Consider the following 21,226-nt stretch of genomic DNA (forward strand, 5'->3'; position numbering starts at 1 on the left):
TCTTTTTTAAAAATGTCCTTGACACATGGCAGTTCAGTCTAAGCTGCTATCTTTTCTTCTGATTCTGACACGATTTGTTTGTTCTTTTTTACAAAAAATCTCATAACTAATTTCACTACTTCATTTACTACTATTATAAGTGAAGCTAATCCAATTATCTTCAGCCACATAATAGCGCTTAAAGGCACTGCATTAAAGAATCCTGAAAATACTTCTGTCACAAATATTTGAACTACTGCTGTAACCGCTAATATTTTTAAAAATATGGTATTCTTTGCAATGTTATGTAATATACTGTTTGTGCCAAATTCTCTACAGTTAAATGCATTGAATAATGAACTAAAAGCAAATACCGCAAACAATACTGTTTGCATTTCATTTGCTCCTGTAGCGCCCTCTACAGGGAATCCAGCTCCTAATATATCAAACTTCATCTGAACCATGATAATACCCGTTATATATAGAGCATTAGCAATCATACTTGTCATCATTTGTTTAGTTATAATGCTAGCATTTCTATTAGTAGGTTTTCTCCTGAGTACTGCATCTCTTACTGGCTCAAGTCCAAGCGATAGAGCTGGTGGACCATCCATTATAATATTTACCCATAACAATTGTATTGTAGTAAATGGCATTTGGAAATCAAATAATACAGATAAAATCGCTGTTAAAAAAGCAATTATATTTACTGTTATCTGAAATTGAATAAACCTCTGGAAGTTCTCATAAATACCTCTTCCCCATTTAATACCTTTTACAATAGTTCCAAAACTATCATCTGTTAATATTATATCTGCAGCATTCTTACTAACCTCGGTGCCCGCTATACCCATAGCTATACCTACATCAGCTTTTGTAAGTGCTGGAGCATCATTTATTCCATCCCCAGTTACAGCTACTACCTCTCCATTATCTTGAAGAGCCTCAACTATTCTCATTTTTGTATCAGGTTTTGAACGTGCTACTATTGATATAGTAGTTATTTCCTCTCTAAGTTCGTCATCTGTTAATGTATCTATATAAGTAGCTTCTACTGCTCTATTATTACCAGTAAGTAGTCCTAGCTCTTTTCCTATAGCAATAGCTGTAATTATATTATCACCTGTAAGCATTTTTGTAGAAACTCCTGCTTTTTTAGCAGTTTCTACTGCCTCTTTAACATCAAGTCTTAGAGGATCTCTTATTCCTACAAACCCTGTAAATACTAAATTATTCTCAAGCGTTCCTTTCTCTGAAGCCATTGCTACCTCTTCACTTATATTTCTATATGCGAACCCAAGAACTCTCATAGAATTCTTTTGAAGTTTTCCAATTTCATTTAAAATCTCTTCACGCCTTGCCTGGTTTAGTTCTACTTCTTCACAATTAACGTGTTCGAATTTACATAATTCTAGAATTATTTCTGGGGCTCCCTTTGTTAATACTGTAGCACCTTCATCCTCTTCTATAACAGTACTCATCCTCTTTCGTTTTGAACTAAAAGGAATTTGATGCGCTATTTTTGCATTTTGTCTTTCTTGCACGTAATCATAGGCATCATTGTATAAAAGAAGAGCACATTCTGTTGCACTACCTAGATACTTAACTTCATATTCATCTCTTTCAATGTCTGCTGTAGAATTTACAATGCAGTTATCTATAAAATAGTTATTTCTATTACTTAATTCATCGCGGCCCTTAAACTTACCATTTAAATAAACTTTTTCAACTGTCATTCTATTTTGAGTAAGTGTACCTGTTTTATCTGAGCATATAACACTTACTGAACCTATTGTTTCACAGGCTTCTTTTTTAGTAACAAGTGCATTTATTTTAACCATTTTCTGCATTGTTATTGCAAGTGTCATATTTATCATTGTTGGAAGGCCTTCAGGAACAGCTGCAACAATTAAAGCAACGCATACAACAAAGGCAGTTTTTATTGGTCCAACAGACTCTAAAAAAGCAAATACACTAGTTGTATCAGGTGATATCTCTTTTGCTACAACCAACTTTATAATCATAACTATAAATAATATCGCAGCTATTGCACTTGATATTTTTGAAATCGTACCACCTAAATGTCCAAGTTTTGACTGAAGTGGTGTTTCTAAATTACCTTTTTCAAGATTTCTAGCTATTTCTCCCATTTGGGATCTATCACCAGTAGATGTAACTACAAAAGTAGCTCTACCATAAGCAATAAGTGTTCCTCCAAAAACCATATTCTTTTGTTTTGCAGGAATTGGATCTTGTACAATAATTTTATCTTTGGCTTTTATGTTTTCCATTTCTATTACAAGTTCGCAGTCTTTATTTACATCCTCTGATTCTCCTGTAAGCATATCCTCTCTAACAGCTAAATCTAAACTAGTTACAAGTCTTCCATCTGCTGGAACCATATCTCCAGTCTCTACTGAGACTATATCCCCGGGTACTAGTTCATGTTTATTAACCTGAATGATTTTCCCGTTACGCAATACTTTTACCTCTATATTCTCTGTCATTTTTGATAAAGCATCCGCAGCCTTTTGTGATTTTCCTTCTGTGAAAATACCTATACCAATTCCAATTGCTACAGCACATACTATTCCAATAGCATCATGGTACTGTCCTACTAGCGCACTAATTACAGCTGCAACTAAAAGTATTATCATCATAGGCTCAGTTATTGCAGCCTTAATACTATCCCATATAGACCCTTGCTTTTGTTTGGTAAATTCATTGGCACCATATTTTCCCAGTCTTTGTTTAATCTCAGAATTCGATAATCCTTTGCTACTATCAACCTTAAAATTGTTTAAAACTTCTAAGCTTTGTTCATTAAAATATTTAATATTGTCCACCCCTTTATTTTTATAAACTTTACATCTTGATTAAAATTTCAATATAATTATTCCTCCTTTACACAAAGTTATATATAAAAAACAAAGACTCTTAACACACCGAAACACCAACGGTTTCATTGTGCTAAAAGTCTCACTGTAGCAAATGCTATGATAAAGCCAGGTTTTTAAAACCAGTTATGTTGACTTTATCGCCCTTACGAGTAGTTACTCCCTCTTAGCTTGAAAAAAACATGAAAAAAATAAAAGACTTTTAACACAACGATCCATTTATAGATCATTGCGTTAAAAGTCTCACTTGACTGGAATTAGCCACGATAAAGCCAGACTTTAAGGTCTGGTATGTTGACTTTATCACCTATAAATAGGCAGTTACTCCCTTTTAACATTCATAATTATTATTTAATTAATAATATTATGATATCATAAAATTTATGACTATGCAATACGAGATTATATTGTGTCTCAAGTTTTATTATGTTTCCATAGCCAATTTCAACGTTAATTTATAGATTACTCCACTTGAGTTATTAGTTTTCTCATAATATCCTTTAATTTAAGATCATTTATATCTTCTGGAGCTATAATTATAACAATACTTATGCCATCATCTGATTTATCCCATTTATAAGCTTTAATGTCTAGTACTGCACCATCTGGTACATATTCTTCAATGTCCATTGCAATTTCTTCTGCAAGCGATAGGTATTCTTCAAATAATTCATCTTCTGTTAAATCATTTAAATTATTTTCCCCTTCCATTAAATCATTTAAGGTATTAATAGCTATACTTAAATTAAAAGCTAATATATCCTCTCTTTTTGAACCTTTACTCATATCTTTAAGTACTTTAAATTCTGTGTTTTTCTCGATTGTATCTTTTATATCTTTACTCTCTACAATCGTACTATTAAATTCTACATACATAGTCTCATCTCCTATTGGTGCCACCCACGTGGCAAGTGGCATCTTATACTATTTTATTACGAGAAATCAGTTTACTTATAGTTGAAGGTGCTAAACTTAAGTATTCTGCTATTTCTTTTATATTTCTTGCTTTATTATATCATAATCATTGTCATATGGGTGGCAGCTTTAAATCATGAGTATCTCCAAAAGTTCTTCTTTTGTAAGTTTCCCTAAAACATCGCTGTTCGTAAGTTCCCCTGTAATTACACTATCAATTAGATCTTTTTTATTTTCTTGAAGTAGAATGATTTTTTCTTCAATAGTACCTTTAGCAACTAATTTAATTACTTCAACTACATTTTTTTGACCAATTCTATGAGCCCTATCTGTGGCTTGATTCTCAACTGCCGGATTCCACCAAGGGTCAAAATGAATTACCAAATTTGCTGATGTTAAATTAAGGCCTGTTCCCCCTGCCTTTAATGATATTAAAAATACGAATGTTTGACAACTTTTATTGAATTCATCTACCAGCTTAATTCTATCCTTAGATTTCGTTTTTCCATCTAGATAATAATATGATATCCCTTTTTCTTTTAAATTTTCCCCTATATTTTTAAGCGCAGATGTAAATTGAGAAAATAATAATATTTTTCCACCGCTCTCCACATGTTTTTGAATAAGTTCTGTTGCAATGTTTATCTTTCCACTTCCGCCTTTATATCCTTCTATCACAAGTGATGGGTCTAAACATATTTGTCTGAGCCTTGTTAAATAAGAAAAAACCTCCATTTTCCCATCAGTATTGTTTTTCATTTTATCCCTGACAGCTTTGATATAGGCTTTATATACAGCCTTTTGAGATGTAGTCATATCAACTAGAAATTTCTTTTCTATTTTATCTGGCAATTCTCTAAGCACTTCATTTTTAGTTCTTCTTAATAGAAAAGGTTTAATAAGTGATTTTAGTTCTCCTAAATCAACCTTTTTTCCAGAAATAAATTTAAGTTCAAAAGTTTCTTTGGAATATAAATAGTTTGGCATTACAAAATCAAAAATAGACCAAAGTTCAAACAAATTGTTTTCAATAGGAGTTCCAGTTAAGGCATATCTTACTTTAGCTTTAACTTCTTTAATAACTTTTGTGCACTGCGCCAAATAATTTTTTATATTTTGCGCTTCATCTATAATACAATAATCAAAAACAATATTATCATATTGTTTTAAGTCCATTTTTAGAGTTCCATAGGTCGTAAGTATTATGTCATAATCCTCTAAATTATGAATTAACTCATACCTTCCTTTTTTTTCTCCATGTACAATTGCAACCTTTAGACTAGGAGCAAATTTTTCAAATTCCGCCTTCCAATTATAAATAAGGGAAGTTGGACTAATAATAATAGATTTTTTATTTTCAAAGGATAATAGAAAAGCTATGGTCTGAACAGTTTTTCCAAGGCCCATTTCATCTGCTAGTATCCCACCAAGTCCCAAAGCACTCAGACTTTTAAGCCATTTAAAACCATCAATTTGATATTCGCGAAGAGTAGCCTTTAAGTTCACAGGTACCTTTATGTCCATTTTATTTATATTATCATAGATGTTTTCTATATCCTTTAGCATTTCGCGACCCATAATAAATTCAAATTTCTTATTTTTTATTTTGTTTTGCAAATATAACGCCTTATTTTTTTCTATCTTTATTGAGCCATTTTCTAGTAACTCATCAGCACTTAATACTAATATTAGATCAAAAAAAACCTTAACCGTCTCATCTTCAAAGTTCAAAAAATTATTGTTTTTAGTTTTATAAAATCTATTATTTTGTTTAAATGAATCAATCACAGCTTTTAATTCATTATCGTAAATATTGTCTATACTATAAGAAAAATCATAGTAATCATCCATTTCCTTAATCTCTGCTTTTATATTCTTTGCATTTTGTATTTTCATATGCTTAAGTCCATTTCCAAAAGTAACATTTCCAAGGGAATAAAGATTGTTTTTACTCTTATTTAATATATCAAACAGCTGCTCATCTGACCCTATAAAAAGCAGCCTCTCATTTCTTTTTATAAACCTATATTTCTCCAGTTCCATAAGAATTTTGTCCTCAAATTTGTAATCACGTGTATTTGTTTTATGCTCACGCGCCATACTTTCTTTACTCCTATCATTCTTTAATATGTTAATTTTTTCATTACCATAAGCTACTAATAAATCACAATAAATATGGCTATCTACCTCATACAAGTAAAATTCTACTTTTATAAAGTTTCTTGCAAAACTTTTGACTTCTTCACTAATATTTACCTCACTTGAAATAGCACCTAAAAAAGATACAATTTTATTATAGTTAGTTATATCTCCACCATATAAAATTTCACGATTTTTTCTTAACCTTTCACAAATAAGAATATACCTTTGTACTTGACCCTTTGATGGTAAGTACAGTTTCCAATTGAATAAATATACATCATTTTTGCCATTTAATGATATTGGGAATTGCTTATGCGTAGTTAAAACAAAATGCTTTTCTCGCATCTTTAACGTAAATGTTAGAGGTAGATCCTGCTTTACAATTGGTGCTTCAAACTCAAACCCATCATAATTTAATTTAACTTTTTTATAATTAAGCCCTGCAAGAAAACCTCTTAAATAATTTGCCTCAATTTTTGTTTTTTCCATACCTATTTTATGTTGAGCCTCATAATAAATTGAACCTTTCGCTACTTTTCGATTTAACTTTATAATATTACTTATGTGTTTCTTACTAGTCTCATCCTCCCTTATCTTCTCTGATTTTTCAGAATTACCCTTTGTATATATATTCAAAAAACTATATGCTGTAGCTGTTAAATGACTACACATAAATGAATGACCTACAATAGATACCTCTTTAAAACCATCACAGGTACATTTTATACTCTCTAATCTCATCTTAGCTAAATCTATTGTTATATGTGTGTTTAATTCTTTTGATTTAGTATCATTATTAATCTTTCCATAAATATGATACATATTATTTATCTTTTTCCCTTTGATTTTACTAACTAATCCCTCATTAAAATCCTTTTTACCCTGACTTCTCATACTCTCTGAAGATGATTTGAATATTATACTTTGTAACTCCATTAACTTCACGTCTTAATCACCTCCAAATTAATAATACCTCTAAAATTACATAAATTAAACGAACTAAGCTTTTATATGCTATAATAATTATATCACTTAATGGAAAGCTGGGTAAGAAATCGTTATCATTTGCATCTTTTTAATAAACGTGTTACAATATTGTTACAATAATTTACCAATACATTTATTGGTATAAGTATACATGACTCCCCTACTTCTCATGCATTTTATGAGAGCGCTCTTAATTGTAATATACCCAAGAGCACTGTAGACCTAAGTGGTTAGGCATCTGTAATAATAAGTCCATGATGCCTTATACTGAAATTAATAAATAGGAGATGATTTTTATATTTAGATTTATGGAAGGTAGACGAATAAAATTTGTAATTGGATTCATACTGGTGGTAATGATTACAACTTCAACTATTTTTGTATGCTTCATTAGAAAAAACATTACGGTAGTTATAGACGGTAAATCGACTAATATGGTAACTTATCAAAAGACATTTGGTAACGCACTAAAAAAATCTGGTATAAGCATAGACGTAAAAGATAAAGTCGATAAGGCTTTGAATTCAAAAATACAAAACAACAGTGTTATAACTATAACTCGTGCTATAAACGTTAACGTCTTTGTGGATAATAAGAAACTTAATGTTAAATCTGCTGAAAAAGATGTTGCTTTAATGTTAAAGGCACAACAAATAACCATTAGCCCTACTGATAAAATTTCACCCTCAAAAGAAACTAAATTATCGAGTGGCCTAGGCATAACAATAACTAGGGTTAATTCAAAAACAATAAATCAGTCAAAACCTGTTGATTTTAAAACTGTTATTAAAGAAAATGGTAGTATATTAAAATCCGAAAGAACAATTTCACAAAATGGAGTTAACGGAGTAAAAAACATTACATTAAATGTAACTTATGAAAACGGAAAAGAAGTGGCTAGGAAAGTTGTTAAAGAAACATTAGTTACACAGCCTAAAGATAAAATTATAGTTCAGGGTACTATGCCAGCAGTATCCGTTTCAAGGGGATCTTCAATTTCCAGAGAATCTACTGCAGCAAAAGCAACTCCCATTTCTTCCAAAAGTAATTCATATAGTAAAACTTTTTCTGTAAAAACTACTGCTTACTGGGGTTCTGAAGGAACTAATAACACTTATACTGCCTCAGGACAAAAGGCTGTTAGAAATCCAAATGGATATAGTACCGTAGCTGTAGATCCAAGTGTCATACCTCTTGGAACAAAATTATATATAGAGGGTTATGGAAATGCTATCGCGGCTGATACCGGTTCAGCAATAAAAGGAAATTTTATAGATTTATTCTTTAATAATGAAGGTGAATGCGGTGATTGGGGTGTACAATACCTGACGGTGCATATACTAAACTAAATATTTTATATACTTAATTATACAAAAACTGCTACAGATATTATTTCTGTGGCAGTTTTTATTTTTCGAGTCAATTTGACATAGTAATTAAAATATAGTAAACTTTATTAATATAAAACTTAAATAAGACAGTTCTAAACCATCCTGTCTATAAACAAAACTAGGACGTAACTACCGTTTTAGGTAGTTTTTTTGTTTGGTGTTAGATGGTTCTTTTGTTATTTTTTAGGAGGAATCACAATGAAAAAAATAGGTTTAACAACTACTGTTCCAGTAGAAATTCTAATTGCAGCAGGTTATACACCTGTCGATTTAAACAATATTTTTATAACCTCAGATGACTATTTGAAATATATAGACATTGCGGAAAGAGATGGCTTCCCTAGGAGTTTATGTACCTGGATAAAGGGTATTTATGGAGCCTGTTTACAAAATGACATAAAAGAAATAGTTGGAGTTGTTGAAGGCGATTGTTCTAACACAAAAGCTCTAATTGAAGTACTAGAACTACGAGGAATAAAAGTTTATCCATTTTCCTTTCCTCATAGTCACAAGTTAGAGGATGTAGAACATGAAATAAAAAAATTTATGGATGTCTTTAATGTAACAATAAAAGAAGTTGAAATAGTTAAAACCCGACTAAATAAAACTCGCGCCTTGGTCAAAGAAATTGATGAATTAACCTATATAGATAATAAAGCAACAGGCTTTGAAAATCATCTTTATCAAGTAAGTTCAAGTGATTTTAATTGTAATGTAGATGCTTTTGACGTTGATTTAAAAAAATTTATTTATGAAATTAAAAGCAGAAAACCAGTAATTAGAAAACTTCGCCTTGGCTATATTGGTGTGCCCCCTATGACTCCAGATATATACTCATTTGTTGAAAATCTTAATGCTAGTTTTGTATACAATGAGGTCCAAAGAGAATTTGCTTTTCCACGAGCTAATAATACCATGGATATATATCATCAATATTATGATTATACTTATCCTTATGATACGGATTTTAGGATTGTAGAGATTCAAAAACAAATAGACAATCGTAAATTAGACGGAATAATTCACTACACTCAAGCATTTTGCTATAGGGCAGTTGCAGATATAGTTTTAAAAGAGAAATTAAATATTCCTATATTAAATATTGAAGGCGACAAATTAAACGTCTTAGATGCAAGAACAAAACTTAGGTTAGAAGCCTTCCTTGATATGTTACTAGATTTGAAGGAGGCTAAATAATGCGCATACTAGGTATAGACCTTGGAAGCCGTGAGGTTAAAATAGTTTTAATGGAAGACAATAAGATAATACAAAAAAAGAAAGTAAGCACAATGAATTTTTACAGAAATTATTGTAACTTTGATGGTAAAATTATTGTTGATTTAGAAAAGCTTGATATTAGCCATATTGATAAAGCAGTTTCTACAGGTTATGGTAAAAACAACACTGATTTATTACTATTCTCACCCATAAATGAGATAAAAGCTCATGTATATGGAGGATTTTATCAAACAGGTTTAAATGATTTTATACTTTTAGATATAGGTGGTCAAGATGTTAAAATTGTAAAAGTAGAAAAAGGTATCACAACAGACCTAGAACTTAATGAAAAATGCGCTGCATCTTGTGGTAGATATTTAGAAAATATGGCAAATGTGTTAGAAGTATCACTTAGTGAGATGAGTAAGCATTATAAAAATGCAAAAGAACTTAATTCAACTTGCGCAGTATTTTCTGAATCAGAGTTAATTGGTAAAATAGCCGAAGGTGTAAGTATAGAAAGTTTGTGCTCTAGCGTTAATTACTCCCTATACAAAAGGCTCCTACCATTACTTAGTAAATTTCGTGGTAAAAAATTAATTTTAACAGGTGGTGTTGCAAGTAATATTGCAATCAAAAAATATTTAAGTAACAATTACGACGAAATAGTATCTATCGAAGACCCTCAGTTTAATGGGGCCATTGGATGTTGTTATTACGGGAGTAAATTTTTATAAATTTTAGGAGGAATGCCCCATATGTATATTTTGAAATCAGAACATAGCTTTGATAGTGCGCATTTTCTTTCTGGATATGAAGGAAAGTGTGCAAATATTCATGGACATAGATGGAAGGTTGAAGTCGAAGTACAATCGGAAACATTAACAAAAGGCGGTCAATTAGAAGGTATGGTAATAGATTTTGGTGATTTAAAAAGGGATGTTAAGTCCATGGCTGACTCCTATGACCATGCTCTAATTGTGCAAATAGGAAGCATGAGAGACGAGACCCTAAATTGTATAAATCAGGACGGATTTAAAGTGATACTTGTTGATTTTAGAACAACAGCTGAAAACTTTGCAAAATTTTTCTTTAAACAAATGAAAGATAAAGGATATAATGTAAAACGAACTACCGTTTATGAAACACCTAATAATAGCGCATCATATGAAGAAAGCGAGGCACATTAAAGTGGAATATAAAGTGGTTGAAAAGTTTATAAGTGTTAACGGAGAAGGTCCACTATCAGGGCAACTTGTTGTATTTATAAGATTTGCAGGTTGTAACCTTAATTGTAGCTACTGTGATACCACTTGGGCTAATGAGAAAGATGCCAGTTATAACCTTATGACACCCGATGATATATATGAATATATAAAATCTACCCAAATTCGAAATGTAACCTTAACTGGTGGTGAACCTCTATTACAAGAAGGAATTATAGAGCTCTTAAATGTTTTGTCAATCGATGACTCAATTCATATTGAAATTGAGACTAATGGTAGTATTAATTTAGGTAAGTTTTCGAGTATAGAAAATCCACCAAGCTTTAATATGGATTATAAACTACCATCAAGCAATATGGAAGGTCCAATGGATTTAAATAATTTTGCTTATTTAACTTATAAAGATACAGTTAAATTTGTGGCTAGTAGTATGGAAGATTTACAAAAATCCAAATCTATAATAGATAAATATGCACTAACAAATAAAACAAATGTATATATCAGTCCAGTATTTGGACAAATTGACCTAGAAGAGATTGTAGAATTTATGAAAAGCAATAAAATGAATGGTGTTAATCTTCAAGTTCAACTTCACAAAATCATTTGGGATCCAAATAAGAGAGGTGTATAAAATTATGGCAATTGATACAAACGCAATTGAGAAGCATATAAGAGGCATTTTAATAGCACTAGGTGATGACCCCAACCGCGAAGGCCTCAAAAATACCCCTAAGCGTGTAGCTAAAATGTACGAAGAAGTATTTGCCGGTATGTGTTATAGCAATGCTGAAATTGCTAAAATGTTTGATACAACATTTGTTGATGATTTAATAGTTAATGATGATTCTCGTGATATAGTTATAATGAAAGATATACAAATTTTTAGTCATTGTGAACATCATTTGGCACTTATGTATGATATGAAAGTAACAGTTGCATATGTTCCTAATAAAAAGATTATTGGTCTAAGTAAAATAGCAAGAATAGCTGATATGGTAGGCCGAAGACTTCAACTTCAAGAAAGAATAGGAACAGATATTGCAGAAATCATGCAAACAGTAACAGCATCTGCTGACATCGCTGTTATTATAGAAGGTGAACATGCCTGCATGACTACTCGTGGAATAAAAAAGCCAGGTACTAAAACAATGTCCACTACTTTTAGAGGAAGATTTAATACTGACATAATTTTAAACAATAAATTAATGATGCTTTATAATAAATAAGTAAAGATTTAAACAAATTAAAAGGAGTGTGTAGATTATGAATAGAGAAAAAGCAGTAGTAGTATTCAGCGGCGGACAAGATAGCACAACTTGTTTATTTTGGGCATTAAAAAAATATAAGGAAGTTATAGCTGTGTCTTTTGATTATGGCCAGAAACATATATTAGAACTTGATTGTGCAAAAACTATATGTAAAGAGCATGACGTTGAATTTCATGTTTTAGACTTGCATTTACTTAACCAGTTAGCACCAAATTCCTTAACAAGAAAAGATATGAAAGTGGACACGTCAGCCCCAAAAGATAGTGTTCCTAATTCCTTTGTAGATGGACGTAACTTATTGTTTTTAACTTTTGTAGCCGTGTTTGCTAAGCAAAGAGGTATACGTAATATTATAACCGGTGTATCTCAAAGTGATTTTAGTGGATACCCAGATTGCAGAGATGTGTTTATTAAATCCTTAAATGTTACCTTAAATTTAGCCATGGGTTATGATTTTGTAATTGAAACACCTTTGATGTGGATTAACAAAGCAGAAACTTGGAAAATGGCTTATGATTTAGGTGTGCTTGACGTTGTTAAAGAGCAAACATTAACTTGTTATAATGGTATAAAAGGTAATGGTTGTGGAGACTGCCCTTCTTGTAAATTAAGAAAAAAGGGTTATATAGAATTCAAAGAAAAATATTTAGTGTCTAACAAATAAACAAACTGTTATTACATTGCCTTGCTTTGTAATAACAGTTTGTTTATTGTATAATATATTTCTTTCCAGTTATAAACCCTAACTATATCAAATCATTACATAATAATCCATTACACCAACCTCTTCAAACCCGCAAGATTCGTAAAGTCCAAGTGCATTTTTATTTTGCGACTCAACTTCGAGAAAAATGTTGTCAGCGCCTTTTTCTTTTAATATACCTAATGTAGCTAATAGAACTTCCCGACCATAACCCTTTCCTCTAAATACTGGAAGCACTCCAAATCCATAAATAAAACCTTCCTTATTAATTATACTAATATGAACCTTCCCTATAATTTCTTCTTTAAGAAGCGCCATATAGCTAATGAAATTATTACCTTGCTGAATGAAAGAGTTTTCTACGTCTTTTTTATCCACATTAACTACCTTAACATCTTCACCATCAATTTCATTTTGTGGTTTTCCAAAATAAATAGAAGTTTGGTTTTCAATTTCAGAAGCATCTTCACTAGTCGCTAATCTAAGTATAATAATACTAGCATTTTCATGTGACTGTTTAATCTTGCACTCTAACTCTTTTTTATTTAAGCACATTTTATACTCTGAGGATACATATTCACCTCCAATAGAATTTATAAATTCTATTCCAGAAGTAGATGTATGATCACATAGCGCTAGAACCTCAATTGGTGATGTTCTTTGCCATTCTTCCTTTGCAATAAGATATAGTTTTCTAAATATTCCCTTTCGCCTAAAGTCAGGATGTACCATCCCGCTTATTTGGACTGAATTTCCTCCGAAATTGCATACCCCTAAATATCCTACTAAGGTCTTATTCTCATAATAAAGAAATTCTAGCAGAGCTTCATCTTTTTTATTTTCTTTTCTTTGACTTTTTTTTAAATCAAGTTCCAATTTTAAGTAGGTCTTTTGTTTTTCATAACAAATAGAGCAAAGGGTCCTAACAGCCTTATTATCTTCCTCATCCAATTTTAATTTCATACAAATAGTATGATTATAACTATCCATTATTCTCCCCCTAGTATTTACCTTAAATTAAATTCTACTCCTCTTACTTTTACTAACTCTTTTACTATTCCTATCTCTAGAAACAACCATCCAGAAATGTTTAATAGTATGTAATCCTTCATAAAAAAAACCTGTTTTACAAAAAAAGAGCTCATCATTTTTCGTTTTTATCTGTATCCTAAATGGATAGTCGTCTAGATTACCTGAATAGCAAATAAATTCACCCATGATCCTGCAAATATCTGTAGGTGTTATCTGATATGGTTCTAATGTAGTAAGACTTATTCCTGCTTGCCTTAGAGCTTCCATAACAAATTCAGTGCATATATATGTCTTGTAAATAGCATGCCTTTTATTATTAATAAGACCAATAGCTTGAAGAAAATTATAGTAGTAAACTTCTGTATCGTTATAAACTCCATAAATAAATTTACTTATCAATTCATATTTTTCTGATGTTACAGGTATCCGATATATGTTTATAGGTACATTCTCCTTTAATCCTATAGTAAGGGTAAACGCACTCTCACGAACTATGCCCCCCACAAGGGGATTACTTACTGAGAATCTACAAAAGGAATACATTTGACTTAGATTTTTATCTAAGCTAATTGAAGCATGATTGTATTTTTCTTTTAAAAATTTTCTAACTATCTTTCCTGTAGATGTTGGTGTTCTTGAAATAATAACATAAACATACTTTTCCATTTCATTTCTCCTTGTATGCACTTATATAAATAGGTGACTTTCCTTCTAAAAGATGTCTAAACTTTATATTTTCATATAATAATATTTTTTAGAATTAAAAAAATGAAATTATTTATATTATAAACTTTAGCATAATTATTTTCCACAACAATCATCTTTGTCAATTAATATATTCTAATATTATTATTATATTGTTCCCAATTATCCAATTTTTATGTTTTTTATAATTTGATAAGTTTTTATCTTTAATACCTAGAATATAAAATTTAAATTACATAATAAATTATGTGGTGTATCATCTTGTAATTTAAGATGTATAATATATATACACATAATCGCAAGTAAAGAGGTTACTACAATGAGAAAAGAATATATAAGTTATATGAATGATTTACCTATAAGTATCTCCCTTAAGAATATAAATGACTACCCAATACATTGGCATAATTCTATCGAAATAATTTTTGTACTAGAGGGCAGTATTAATGTACTTATAGAATCAGGCAATTATGAAGTATACGAGCGTGAACTTGAAATTATAAATTGTGATGAAGCCCACAGAATTTACTCAGAGGTTGAAAACAAGGTATTAATTTTCCACTTAGACCCTATATTTTTCGAAAAATATTATGATGATATGAAAAATATATATTTTTATACAAATTCAAGTGAAGAAGGTGCACAAAGAGAAGAAAAATATGATGTTCTACGAAAATATTTGTCTATTTTAGCTTGCGAAGTAATACAAAAAAGCGAGAATTTCGATGATCAAATAGAATCCATTTTAGTAAAGTTACTATTCCATTTAATAAACAATTTTCACTATCTTACATATGATGAAAAAGATATAAAAGAAAATGTAACGCAATTTCAAAGGTATCATAGAATCATAAGTTATATATACAATAACTATATGAATAAGATAAGTTTGCAAGACATAGCAAATATAGAATATTTAAGTTCTTATTATTTATGTCATCAAATAAAAGAAATGTCTGGAACAAATTTAAAAGAATTAGTTAATAATGTACGAGTAGATGAATCTATTAAATTGTTATTAGATACTGATAAAACCATATCCGATATTTCTTTTGATGTTGGTTTTTCTCATGCCAGGTATTTCAATAAAAGCTTTAAAGAACATTATAAGTGCACACCACTACAATTCAGAAAAAAATATGATATACCAGCAGATAAATTTGATAGTTTTAAAAAAATACAAACTTATGACCTCTCTACTTCCATTCAATATTTATCTAATTATTTAGAAGACTATGATAGATTTAACTATACAAATAAAATTATAAAACTACAAACAGATTTCACGCTGAAAGGTTCGCATTTATACCACAAATGGGAAGAAAACATAAACTTAGGTCAAGCAAAGGAACTTATTAAAGCAAGGGAACAGGAATACCTAAGAACTTTTCAAGAGGCCATAGGTTTTAAAAATGGTATAGTCCAAAATCTCTTTGGAAAAGAAATGAAAATATATTTTAATGAAAATGTAAATTTTTTAAATTGGAATGAAGTTGAAAAACTATTAGAATTTTTAATGGACATATCCCTTGTACCAGTAATAATTTTAGATCAAATCTTTGAAGATAAAAGTTCTTTCATTAAACTTTTAGAGAGTTTTATATTATATTTCGCTGATATATACGGAATTGAAATTGTAATGTTATGGAAATTCCAAGTTTCAAAGGATCTATCCATAGAATACATAGATATTTCAAAACAAATTTTCGAAAAATATCAATTACAGGATTTAATAGAAGAACCTTTTAATGGTCCAGAAGCTATAAATACTATTTATGACTCTTCATATATGCTTCCATATATTATTCATAATTTCATTAATGATACTAGCAGTTTGAATGCACTAAAGGCTTTTGACACCGTAGAAGAAAACTCAATTTTAAATAACGAACTGTTTTTTGGATCTCCTGGCCTTCTTACCTTAGATGGAATAAAAAAAGCTTCGTATTATGCCTATTATTTATTGTCTAAACTAGGAAATGAAGTTATTGATAAAGGTGATGGATATATTATCACAAGAAGAGATGAAGACATCCAAGTTTTACTTTACAGTTACAGTGATGAACTTAATACCCTAATTAAGCTAGAGGATTTAGCTAAAGGTAAGGGCCGTAAAAATATTACTGAGAGAAAAATATCCTTATCAATTAAAAATTTGATTCATGACTACAAAGTTATTAAATATGAAATTGGAGAAAAAGTTGGATCAGCTTATGATATTTGGTTACGAATGGGTAAACCAAAAAGACTTGGTTATGATGAGTGGAAGCTTCTAACTAAAATTTCTACCCCTAACATTTCCTTATCGTATGCTAAAAAAAACGCAGTTTATAATAATATAATAAAGATAGAAGGTTATGGTTCCACATTAATAGTTCTTCAAGAAGTACAAAAGCACCTATTTTAGGGTGCTTTTTTGTTATTTGTGTATAATACAAAGTCTCATGTTAGCAACTTTGTACTTTTTATCTAGCAACCGTGTGAATGTTAAAAAATACATAATAGAGTAGAATAATATCATAGAAACAAAATTTTTTAAGGAGTAGTGGATTTAATGACGATAAGTAATATCACAGAAAGTAACAAAATGTTTGGTGAAGAAAAAATCGGGAAACTATTATTTAAATTTTCTGTGCCAGCAATAATTTCTTTAATGGTAGCCGAAATGTACAACATGGTTGATTCTATGTTTTTAGGTCAAGCTATAGGTGCTAATGCGATTGGTGCTCTAACAATAGCCTTTCCAATTCAAAGATTGTTTTTTGCCATATCTATGCTTATAGCTATCGGTGCTTCAACTTCCGTTTCAAGAAGTTGTGGGGACAAAGATTTCGAAAATCTTAAGATAATTATACCAAATGCTATAGTTCTAATGTTTATAACAATATCTATAATCGGTATTAGCATTTTTGTTTTTCAAGATAAAATTCTAATTAGCCTAGGAGCTTCTAAAAATACATTTTCTCTTGCAAAAGATTATATAAATATAATATTAGTAGGTGTACTATTTCAATCCTTTACTATAATCGCATCGTATATTATAACTTCTTTTGGAAACACAAAAATAGTTTTATTAAGCACTTCTATTGGAGCAATTTTCAATGTAATTATAGATTATTTTCTAATAAATGTATTCTCATACGGAGTAAAAGGAGCTGCTATAGCGACCGTTGTATCTCAAATAATAGCTTTTATATATGTTCTTATTGTATTTATTCAATTAAAAATGAGCCTGAAATTTTCTTTTAAATTAACCCTAAACAAAGCAGTGTCTGTTGGAATAGTATGTGTTGGATTTTCAACATTTATAATAGAAATATCAGACGCAATAGTTGCTGCTATATTAAACAATTTATTATTTTCCTATGGTGGAGATTCGGCCATCGTAACCATTGGTTTAACTACAAGGGTTTCAATGTTTTTATTTATGACCGTAATGGGTATAAGCACAGCTATGCAACCGATCGCTGCATATAATTTTGGTGCTGGAAATTATACAAGGTTAAAAGAAGTTGTTAAGTCGTCCATAATTGCAGTATCCGTAAGCTCGACCTTATTATGGGCAATATTTATGATTTTTTCAGATACATTTATAGGCCTATTTATAAATGATAAAGCCATTATTGAACAAACATCGAAGGCTTTTAGAATGGTTATAGCTGTATTCCCTTGCATTGGCGTATATTATTTATCAATATCTTATTGCCAAGCTATAAATAGAGTTAAGGCATCTTTCAAGTTATCAATATTTAGGCAGCTAATAGTATTTATACCACTCGTATATTCATTTGTAATTGGTCTTAATATGGGTGTATCCGGAGCATGGCTCGCTTATCCCATTTCAGATGTGATATCTTTTATTACAGCTGCTATATTTATTAGGTACACTTATACATCCCTTGAAATACTAGAGAGGCATCAAATTTTTAAACTTAATAAGATTAAAATAAGACTTGCGAGCATTGCTAGTACTGCTAGTTAATAGACTTCTACAAAACAAAGACACAGTTTTATAAAAAATCGATGTATAAAATATATTATAACATCGATTTTTAATTATACTTGCTCTATTTCTCCCTCTTTTATCATATTTATATCTCCATAAAATTGTAATTCATTGTTAATTACAACTATTCCATCCCCATCATTACATGTATAAACTACATTACCAGTATTATTAGAATACTTCTTTAAATCATCTAAATACTTACTACTCATATTCCAATGTGGCATAAAATTAAAATCAACTAGAGCTAAAGATGATAGATTTGATAAACCTACTATATCCTCACTACCAAATTGTGCAGCTGATATATCCTTTGCCATCATTATTGCACCTGCGCATAACCCTATAATACAACCACCATTTTGGACATATCGTCTTAACCTTGTTATAAAATATCTTTTCTTAAGATTATTTAAAAAATAGTAAGCATTTCCACCTGATAAATATATTACATCTGACTTAAATATTGCATCTATTGTATCTATACTACAAAAATCATCTATATCAAAATACTTAATTTCAAAATTTCCATATTCACGCAATTGTATTTTTGCCTTTTTAAAACTTTCTAATTTCTTATCTGTCATTGAAGGTATATAACTCAAAGTATATTTTCTATCTAAAAATATTTCTTTCATCCTCTCTATTAAATTAACATTATCCTTTTTCGTAAAACCACTGAGCAAAACTAACGCGCCCATACTATTATCACCTCCTTCATATTCTTATAAAATTTTCATTATTTTATATATTATACCACATTTATGAAAACCTATACATGGATATATATATATTTCTTTTTTTAGTCTATGAGAATTTCAAACACAATATTCCTGCTCTACTACTAACATATGGTCTTTATCAAAAAAAGTGAGAGTATTCTATATTGACATCTTCTAAAAATATATGTATAATTAAGTTTAAATGTACTAAAAGATATAAGCATATATAATTTCAATTTAGGTGGTACCGCGGAAGTTTACCTTTCGTCCTATTATATTTTAGGATGAGAGGTTTTTTATTTAAATTAAAATACTTACATAAGAAAGGATGATTAATATGGATTATTTAAAACTGGCTGATTTATTATTACCTAACGTAAAAGAAACTCCAGAATACTATAGAACTCTTTACCCAAAACGTAATCTTAAACCTAATGCTATGATTACAAGATACGCCCCAAGCCCTACTGGTTTTCAACATCTTGGAGGTGTCTTTGCTGCTCTTATATCTGAAAGACTTGCTCATCAAAGTGAAGGTATATTTTATCTTAGAGTAGAGGATACTGACAAAAAAAGAGAGGTAGTTGGTGCCATCGAAGATAGTACTAACACTCTTCGAGATTTTGGAATTAATTTTGATGAAGGCGTTATAGATTCTACTAGTGAGAAAGGTGCATATGGACCATATAAACAAAGTGATAGAATTAATATATACCACACTTTCGTAAAATCTCTAATATCTAAAGGTTTAGCTTATCCTTGCTTTTGCACTGAAGAGGATTTGGATAAAACAAGAACAATTCAACAAGAACTTAAAATTAATACAGGATATCATGGAAAATGGGCAGTTCACAGAAATTCAACAACGGATGAAATTAATTCTGAATTAAATAAGGGCACCCCTTATGTTATAAGACTTAGAGCACCTGAAGCATCTGGCAAAAGAGTTGTTTGTAATGATTTAATTAAAGGGACCATAAGTATGCCAGAAAATGACCAAGATATTGTAATTCTTAAAACAAACGGAATTCCAACATACCATTTTGCTCATGCTATAGATGATCATTTAATGGGAACAACCCATGTAATTCGTGGTGAGGAGTGGCTCTCATCTCTCCCTATACATTTGCAGTTATTTGAAATGTTGGGCTTTACGCCACCGCAGTATGCTCATATACCTACAATTATGAAAATGGATGGAGCTTCAAAACGTAAGCTCAGCAAGAGAAAAGACCCTGAAATTTCCATGAATTTTTATAAATCTGAAGGGTATCCCTTTGTATCTGTAGCTGAATATCTTGTAAATTTAATTAATTCTGATTTTCAAGAGTGGAGAGATACACACGCAAATATTCCTTGCACAAGCTTTAATATTACCCTTGAAAACATGAGCAAAAGTGGAGCTTTATTTGATATTTTAAAACTTAATGATATTAGTAAAAATGTTATAGCTACCATGAATGCAGCTACTGTATATGAACTTTATCTTAATTGGGCTAAAGATTATGATGTTAAAATGTCAAATTTGTTAATAGAGAATGAAGAATATGCTAAAAAGATATTTAATATAGAAAGAGAAAATGATAAGCCAAGAAAAGATTTTGTTAAATGGTTAGATGTAAAAGAACATATTGAGTATTTCTTTGATGATCTTTATAACGATAGCCTTACTAAGGGATACAATTTTCCTGATCATATACCAATGGATGAGGTAAGAAGTGTTCTTTCAAGTTATATCGGTGTATATGATTATTCTCATGATAATGATACTTGGTTTGCAACACTTAAAGAACTTGCTTTAAACCTTGGATATGCTAAAAACGCAAAAACTTATAAAAAAAATCCAGAGTTATTTAAAGGTCAATTATCAGATGTTGCGACAATTGTAAGAGTAGCATTAACTAATAAGACACAAACTCAAGATCTACATGAAGTAATGCAAGCTATGGGTGAAAAACGTGTTATAGAAAGATTAAGCCAAGATTTTAAATAATATATAATAAAAAAGGAAACCAATATTTATTTGGTTTCCTTT

At 30.1% G+C, this 21,226-nt stretch carries 16 protein-coding genes; 10 read left to right on the plus strand and 6 right to left on the minus strand.

Annotated features, from left to right (window positions below; all coding sequences use genetic code 11):
• Window positions 1-38: 38 nt before the first annotated feature.
• From KPL54_RS04270 to KPL54_RS04280, 3 genes are all read right to left on the minus strand, one after another.
• On the minus strand, window positions 39-2,816 hold the full coding sequence (locus tag KPL54_RS04270; RefSeq protein WP_216105659.1) for a calcium-translocating P-type ATPase, PMCA-type: 2,778 nt from the start codon (window positions 2,814-2,816) through the stop codon (window positions 39-41).
• A 522-nt stretch (window positions 2,817-3,338) separates the two neighbouring features.
• Window positions 3,339-3,752 (minus strand): hypothetical protein, encoded by a 414-nt coding sequence (locus KPL54_RS04275; RefSeq protein ID WP_216105093.1) that lies wholly within the window; start codon window positions 3,750-3,752, stop codon window positions 3,339-3,341.
• 168 nt (window positions 3,753-3,920) lie between these two features.
• The gene (locus KPL54_RS04280) at window positions 3,921-6,869 is read right to left on the minus strand and encodes a DEAD/DEAH box helicase (RefSeq protein WP_253203355.1); all 2,949 of its coding nucleotides are present in this window, start codon (window positions 6,867-6,869) and stop codon (window positions 3,921-3,923) included.
• A 407-nt stretch (window positions 6,870-7,276) separates the two neighbouring features.
• Between KPL54_RS04280 and KPL54_RS04285 the strand changes: the two genes are divergently transcribed.
• From KPL54_RS04285 to queC, 7 genes are all read left to right on the plus strand, one after another.
• On the plus strand, window positions 7,277-8,269 hold the full coding sequence (locus KPL54_RS04285; protein WP_216105095.1) for a 3D domain-containing protein: 993 nt from the start codon (window positions 7,277-7,279) through the stop codon (window positions 8,267-8,269).
• A 240-nt stretch (window positions 8,270-8,509) separates the two neighbouring features.
• On the plus strand, window positions 8,510-9,508 hold the full coding sequence (locus KPL54_RS04290) for a 2-hydroxyacyl-CoA dehydratase family protein (RefSeq protein WP_216105097.1): 999 nt from the start codon (window positions 8,510-8,512) through the stop codon (window positions 9,506-9,508).
• The gene (locus KPL54_RS04295) at window positions 9,508-10,266 is read left to right on the plus strand and encodes an acyl-CoA dehydratase activase (RefSeq protein WP_216105099.1); all 759 of its coding nucleotides are present in this window, start codon (window positions 9,508-9,510) and stop codon (window positions 10,264-10,266) included. Before KPL54_RS04290 ends, KPL54_RS04295 begins: the two co-directional genes overlap by 1 nt.
• Window positions 10,267-10,287: 21 nt before the next feature.
• The gene (gene queD, locus KPL54_RS04300) at window positions 10,288-10,719 is read left to right on the plus strand and encodes a 6-carboxytetrahydropterin synthase QueD (RefSeq protein WP_216105101.1); all 432 of its coding nucleotides are present in this window, start codon (window positions 10,288-10,290) and stop codon (window positions 10,717-10,719) included.
• 1 nt (window position 10,720) lies between these two features.
• Entirely contained in the window at window positions 10,721-11,386 is a 666-nt protein-coding gene (gene queE, locus KPL54_RS04305) for a putative 7-carboxy-7-deazaguanine synthase QueE (protein ID WP_216105103.1), read from the plus strand.
• A 4-nt stretch (window positions 11,387-11,390) separates the two neighbouring features.
• On the plus strand, window positions 11,391-11,981 hold the full coding sequence (folE, locus tag KPL54_RS04310) for a GTP cyclohydrolase I FolE (RefSeq protein WP_216105105.1): 591 nt from the start codon (window positions 11,391-11,393) through the stop codon (window positions 11,979-11,981).
• A 37-nt stretch (window positions 11,982-12,018) separates the two neighbouring features.
• The gene (gene queC, locus KPL54_RS04315; protein WP_216105107.1) at window positions 12,019-12,687 is read left to right on the plus strand and encodes a 7-cyano-7-deazaguanine synthase QueC; all 669 of its coding nucleotides are present in this window, start codon (window positions 12,019-12,021) and stop codon (window positions 12,685-12,687) included.
• A gap of 87 nt (window positions 12,688-12,774) precedes the next feature.
• Here the strand turns inward: queC and KPL54_RS04320 are convergent, their stop codons facing one another.
• Window positions 12,775-13,716, minus strand: coding sequence for a GNAT family N-acetyltransferase (locus KPL54_RS04320; RefSeq protein WP_216105109.1), 942 nt, complete (start codon window positions 13,714-13,716; stop codon window positions 12,775-12,777).
• 27 nt (window positions 13,717-13,743) lie between these two features.
• Window positions 13,744-14,424, minus strand: a complete 681-nt coding sequence (locus tag KPL54_RS04325) for a hypothetical protein (RefSeq protein WP_216105111.1) — start codon at window positions 14,422-14,424, stop codon at window positions 13,744-13,746.
• A 358-nt stretch (window positions 14,425-14,782) separates the two neighbouring features.
• On the opposite strand from KPL54_RS04325, the gene KPL54_RS04330 reads away from it, so the two are divergent.
• Both KPL54_RS04330 and KPL54_RS04335 read left to right on the plus strand, forming a co-directional pair.
• Complete coding sequence (locus tag KPL54_RS04330) at window positions 14,783-16,870, plus strand: helix-turn-helix domain-containing protein (protein ID WP_216105113.1); 2,088 nt, start codon at window positions 14,783-14,785, stop codon at window positions 16,868-16,870.
• Between the two features lie 147 nt (window positions 16,871-17,017).
• A complete protein-coding gene (locus KPL54_RS04335; protein WP_216105115.1) occupies window positions 17,018-18,445 on the plus strand; it encodes an MATE family efflux transporter in 1,428 nt (475 codons plus the stop codon).
• Window positions 18,446-18,519: 74 nt separating this feature from the next.
• On the opposite strand, the gene KPL54_RS04340 is transcribed toward KPL54_RS04335, so the two are convergent.
• Entirely contained in the window at window positions 18,520-19,170 is a 651-nt protein-coding gene (locus tag KPL54_RS04340; protein ID WP_216105117.1) for a Type 1 glutamine amidotransferase-like domain-containing protein, read from the minus strand.
• A 358-nt stretch (window positions 19,171-19,528) separates the two neighbouring features.
• On the opposite strand from KPL54_RS04340, the gene gltX reads away from it, so the two are divergent.
• Window positions 19,529-21,184 (plus strand): glutamate--tRNA ligase, encoded by a 1,656-nt coding sequence (gltX, locus tag KPL54_RS04345; protein ID WP_216105123.1) that lies wholly within the window; start codon window positions 19,529-19,531, stop codon window positions 21,182-21,184.
• Window positions 21,185-21,226 lie beyond the last annotated feature (42 nt).

The organism is Clostridium estertheticum (assembly GCF_018861295.1).
Lineage (GTDB): Bacteria > Bacillota > Clostridia > Clostridiales > Clostridiaceae > Clostridium_AD > Clostridium_AD estertheticum_D.